This is a genomic window from Nocardia sp. NPDC058497, from assembly GCF_042720195.1.
GTDB lineage: Bacteria > Actinomycetota > Actinomycetes > Mycobacteriales > Mycobacteriaceae > Nocardia.
Map to the genome: position 1 here is coordinate 1 of NZ_JBHXMY010000445.1, position 5026 is coordinate 5026.

The window sequence follows — 5026 nt, forward strand, 5'->3', positions numbered from 1 at the left end:
AGCCAAGGGTACCGACTTACCCAGCCCGCACGCCCGACCTCGAGGAGGGCAGGCCACCGGCGGGACAGGAGGGGCCGCGACCTCGAGCGCGCCAGCGCTCCAACAACTCAAGCCCAGAGCTGGCCGTCGAGCTTCTCTTCGGCCTCGTCCAAGGTGCCGTCGTAGGCGCCGGTCGACAGGTATTTCCAGCCGCCGTCGGCGACGACGAACGCGATATCGGCGCGCTTGCCCGCCTTCTGCGCCTTCTTCGCCACGCCGAGCGCGGCGTGCAGGATCGCGCCGGTGGAGATGCCGGCGAAGATGCCCTCCTCGCCGACGAGCTCGCGCGTGCGCTTCACCGCGTCGTACGGCCCGACGGAGAACCGGGTGGTCAGCACCGTCTCGTCGTACAACTCGGGGATGAACCCCTCGTCGATATTGCGCAGGCCGTACACCAGTTCGCCGTAGCGCGGCTCCGCGGCGACGATCTCGATGCCCGGCACGTTCTCGCGCAGGAACCGCCCGGTGCCCATCAGCGTGCCGGTGGTCCCGAGCCCGGCGACGAAATGCGTGATCTCGGGCAGGTCGGCGAGCAGTTCGGGTCCGGTCGTCTCGTAGTGCGCGAGCGCGTTGGCCGGGTTGCCGTACTGGTAGAGCATCACCCAGTCCGGGTTCTGCGCGGCGATCTCCTTGGCCATGGCCACGGCCTGATTCGACCCACCGGCGGCGGGCGAATCGATGATCTCGGCGCCGAACATGGTGAGCAGCTGACGCCGCTCCACCGAGGTGTTCTCCGGCATCACACAGACGATCCGGTAGCCCTTGAGCTTGGCCGCCATGGCCAGCGAGATCCCGGTGTTGCCGCTGGTCGGCTCCAGAATGGTGCAGCCTGGCGTGAGCAGCCCGTCGGCCTCGGCCTGCTCGATCATCCGCAGCGCGGGCCGGTCCTTGATCGACCCGGTGGGATTGCGGTCCTCGAGCTTGGCCCACAGGCGGACGTGGTTCTCGCCGTCCCACTGCGGGGACAGCGTCTTCAACCCGACGAGCGGGGTGTTGCCGAGCGTCGCGATGAGCGATTCGTAGCGGGCCACGATGTCAGCGCGCGCCGCCGGCGACGGCAGGCAGGATGGTGACCGACGCGCCCGCGGGCACCTCGGCCTCCAGCCCACCGGCGAAGCGCACGTCCTCGTCGTCGACGTAGATGTTGACGTAGCGGTTGAGCTTGCCGTCCTTGAGCAGCCGCTCGGCCAGACCGGGGTGGCTGGCGTCGAGGTTCTCGATCAGCGCCGACAGCGTCGAGCCCTCGCCCTGGACGCGCTTCTCGCCTCCGGTGAGACCTCGCATGATGGTCGGAATGGACACGGTTACCGGCATGAGGACTCCTCGGGTGTGACTTGGTTCGGTGGGTTCAGGCGTCGTAGGAATCGACGATCCGCACGGGTTCTTCGGTGACCTCGCCGTCGACGATGCGGTAGCTGCGCAGTTCGTGCCGCTCGGGGTCGCGGGTGGAGATCAGCACGTAGTGCGCGAACGGCTCGGAGGCGTAGGAGATGTCGGTGCGGCTCGGGTAGGCCTCGGTGGCGGTGTGCGAGTGGTAGATGACGACGGGGGTCTCGTCGGAGTCGTCCATCGCGCGCCAGACCTTCAGCTGCTCACCGGAGTCGAAGCGGTAGAAGGTGGGCGAACGTTCGGCGTTGACCATGGCGACGAAGCGCTCCGGCCGGTCGCTGCCCTCGGGTCCCGCGATGATGCCGCAGGCCTCGTCGGGGTGGTCGGCGCGCGCGTGCGCCACCATCTCGTCAACGAGATCGGCCCTGATCACCAGCACTTCCTCGAACCTTTCCACATCTTTCCCGCGTGCCGTCGAGCACCACCTCGACAACCACCCACCCTATTCGGGTATTCCTGGCGGCGCGCACACCGGTCCCCACCAGGGCCTCAGCGGGGGAACAGATCGCGATAGGCCGGGATTCCGGCGATCGAGGTCGCGCTGAGCACGGCGTCGACGACGGCCCGCTCGACGACGACCGCGGCGGCCGTGCACAGCTGGTCGAGCAGCAGCAGGTCACCGGGGAACGCGCCGGGCAGTGGGGCCGGTGGCACCGCGATCGCGCCGGTGGACAGCGCGAACAGGGTGTCGCCGTCGAGCGGGGAGTGCACGGGACGGATCGCGCGGGCCAGCCCGTCGTGGGCGGTGGCGGCGAGCCTGCGGCAGGCGATCGGGTCGAGCGCGGCGTCGGTCGCGACGACGCCGATCGTGGTGTTGAGCACGATGCTCTTCACCGGCAACGCGTTGAGCGCGGCGATCTCTTTTTCCGTACCCGGCCGCAGCCCGAAGAAGCCAGGACCGTCGGTGCCGGCGCCCCACAGCAGACCGGTGCGCGGATCGACCACCGAGCCGACGGGATTGGCGACGATCACCGCCCCGACGGTGACACCCGCGCCCGGTCCGTCGGCGAGAACCACGCTCGCCGAACCGATTCCGCCCTTGAGCGAACCGGCCCGCGCGCCCACACCCGCGCCGACGGTGCCGCGCGCGAAGTCGGCCGAGGCCGCCTCCGCCGCCCGGAAACCGAAGTCCGCGTCGGGCCGGATGTCCCACGCCCCGACCGGCAGATCGAAGATCACCGCGGCGGGCACGATCGGCACCACCCGGCCCGGATCGGACGGGTCCATCGGGATGCCCTCGCCGTGTTCCTCCGACCAGCGCATGACGCCGTCGGCGGCGGCCAGACCGTACGCGCTGCCGCCGGTGAGCAGCACCGAGTGCAGCTGACGGACCGTATTGGCCGGATCGAGCAGATCGGTTTCCCTGGTGCCGGGCCCGCCGCCGCGCACATCCACCGAGGCGACCGCGCCGCCGGGGACCCGCACGACGGTGCAGCCGGTCGCGGCGCCGGTACCGAGGGTGACGTCGTCGTCGAGCACCTGATGATGGCCGACCAGCACGCCTGCCACATCGGTGATCGCATTGCGTGGACCGGGAGCGCTGCGCATCCGTCGACCCTAAACGCGGGTGGATCAGGGGGCGAGTGCCTGCAGCAGCGAGTCCTGCATCCAGGTCAGCCAGTGGTAGACGTCCAGATGCGGCGCGCGCGGATCACTCGGATCGAGCTGCTCGGGCGTGTCGTCGTCGATGTCGAGCAAGGTGCCCAGCGCCAGCCGGACGTCGGTGAGCGCGGCCAGCCAGCCGTCGGCCTGTTCGGGGGTGAGCACGATCTTGCCGCCCGCCTCGGGACAGCTGTCGAGCACGATCCGGCCCGCGGCCAGTTTCGCGTCGATGATCTCCGGCTCGTGCAGGCTGCGCAGCGCGGCGTTGAGATCGGCGCGCTTGGCGTCGGGGGAACCGGGCTCGGCGCGGTGGAAATCGGGCAGCAGGCGCAGCAGCTGCGGATCGTCGGGCGGGGTCGAGTTGCCGGTGCGCAGGCCGGTGAGCGCGGCCAGCTCGTCCTCGGGCGCTTCCGAGGCGCGGTCGCTCAGCAACCCGGACACGGCGCCGATCAGGGAGCGCAGAACGGTGGCCTCGTGCTCGTCCATCTCGGATCGAAGCTTCAGGCCACTCAGCGAGTTCTTCCTGCTCCACTTGCGCACAGGGCTACGGTACTCAGTCGTCGCGCTGCATGGTTGCCCAGAGCCCCGCGGCGTGGAGTCGGCGCACGTCCTGTTCCATTTTGTCCCGTGATCCGGAGGACACGACCGCCTTGCCTTCGTTGTGCACCTGCAGCATCAACTCGGTCGCCTTGGCTTTGCTGTAGCCGAACAGCTTCTGGAAGATGTAGGTGACGTAGTGCATGAGGTTCACCGGATCGTCCCAGACGACGGTGACCCATGGTCGGTCCTCCGCCTCGAGGATCTCGGTGTTCTCGACAGCCTCCGGCATCGCCTGCGCCGCTGATAGTGCGGCGTTCACGGCGTCGGTGGCGGCGCCGGCTCGAACGGTATTGCACACGGCCATAAAACCCAGGGTACGACGAGGGCGCGGAGAAACAACACCTGCGGTGACTACAGTTTCTCGTGTGCAGATCCAGGACGAGGTCGCCAGCACCGCGCTGCTGACCGATCAGTACGAGCTGACCATGCTGGCCGCCGCGCTGGCCGACGGGTCGGCGCATCGCCAGTGCACGTTCGAGGTGTTCGCCCGGCGATTGCCCAACGGCCGCCGCTACGGCGTCGTCGCGGGCACCGGCCGGTTGCTCGACGCGCTGGCCCACTTCCGCTTCGGTGACGCCGAGCTCGCGGTGGTCGCGAAATTCCTCGACCCGGCCACCGTCGACTGGTTGCGGGAATATCGCTTCGCCGGCGACATCGACGGCTATGCCGAGGGTGAGCTGTACTTCCCCGGTTCGCCGATCCTGACCGTGCGCGGCAGTTTCGCCGAATGCGTGCTGCTCGAGACGCTGGCCCTGTCGGTCCTCAACCACGACAGCGCCATCGCCTCGGCGGCCGCGCGCATGGTGAGCGCGGCGGCGGGCAGGCGGATGATCGAGATGGGTTCGCGGCGCGCCCACGAACTGGCCGCGCCGTCGAGTTCCCGGGCCGCCTACCTGGCCGGTTTCGACGCGACCTCCAATCTGGAGGCCGTGCGCAGCTTCGGCGTGCCGGGCGCGGGCACCAGCGCGCACGCGTTCACGCTGCTGCACAGCGGCGCCGACGGCGAGCACGAGGCGGCCGCCTTCCGCAGCCAGATCGACGCGCTCGGCGTCGGGACCACCCTGCTCGTCGACACTTTCGACATCACCAGGGGCGTCGCCACGGCCATCGAGGTCGCGGGCCCCGAGCTGGGCGGCGTGCGGATCGACTCCGGCGACCTCGGCGTGCTGGCCAGGCAGGTCCGCGACCAGCTCGACGGGCTCGGCGCCACCGGCACCCGCATCGTCGTCTCCGGTGACCTGGACGAATATTCGATCGCGGCCCTGCGCGCCGAACCGGTCGACGTGTAAGGCGGCGGCACCGCGGGGGTCACCCGGTGCGGGGCGCCGACCCCGGGCCAGGTCTACAAACTGGTGGTTGTGGACGGCAATACCGGCGCCAAGCGCATCACCCCCAA

Annotated in this window: 6 protein-coding genes and 1 pseudogene; 1 reads left to right on the plus strand and 6 read right to left on the minus strand. The window is 69.8% G+C overall.

Annotated features, from left to right (window positions below; translation table 11 throughout):
- Positions 1-107: 107 nt before the first annotated feature.
- The 6 genes from ACFWPJ_RS24325 to clpS form a co-directional block, all read right to left on the minus strand.
- Positions 108-1070, minus strand: coding sequence for a PLP-dependent cysteine synthase family protein (locus ACFWPJ_RS24325; RefSeq protein ID WP_378854700.1), 963 nt, complete (start codon positions 1068-1070; stop codon positions 108-110).
- A gap of 4 nt (positions 1071-1074) precedes the next feature.
- Positions 1075-1353, minus strand: coding sequence for a MoaD/ThiS family protein (locus ACFWPJ_RS24330; RefSeq protein ID WP_189034718.1), 279 nt, complete (start codon positions 1351-1353; stop codon positions 1075-1077).
- Positions 1354-1387: 34 nt separating this feature from the next.
- Entirely contained in the window at positions 1388-1807 is a 420-nt protein-coding gene (locus ACFWPJ_RS24335; protein WP_378854701.1) for a Mov34/MPN/PAD-1 family protein, read from the minus strand.
- Between the two features lie 110 nt (positions 1808-1917).
- Positions 1918-2976, minus strand: a complete 1059-nt coding sequence (locus tag ACFWPJ_RS24340) for a P1 family peptidase (RefSeq protein WP_378854702.1) — start codon at positions 2974-2976, stop codon at positions 1918-1920.
- Between the two features lie 24 nt (positions 2977-3000).
- Positions 3001-3570, minus strand: coding sequence for a DUF2017 domain-containing protein (locus tag ACFWPJ_RS24345; protein ID WP_378854703.1), 570 nt, complete (start codon positions 3568-3570; stop codon positions 3001-3003).
- Between the two features lie 13 nt (positions 3571-3583).
- The gene (gene clpS / locus ACFWPJ_RS24350; protein WP_378854704.1) at positions 3584-3934 is read right to left on the minus strand and encodes an ATP-dependent Clp protease adapter ClpS; all 351 of its coding nucleotides are present in this window, start codon (positions 3932-3934) and stop codon (positions 3584-3586) included.
- Positions 3935-3995: 61 nt separating this feature from the next.
- On the opposite strand from clpS, the pseudogene ACFWPJ_RS24355 reads away from it, so the two are divergent.
- Positions 3996-5026, plus strand: a pseudogene (locus ACFWPJ_RS24355) (nicotinate phosphoribosyltransferase); the annotation flags it as partial.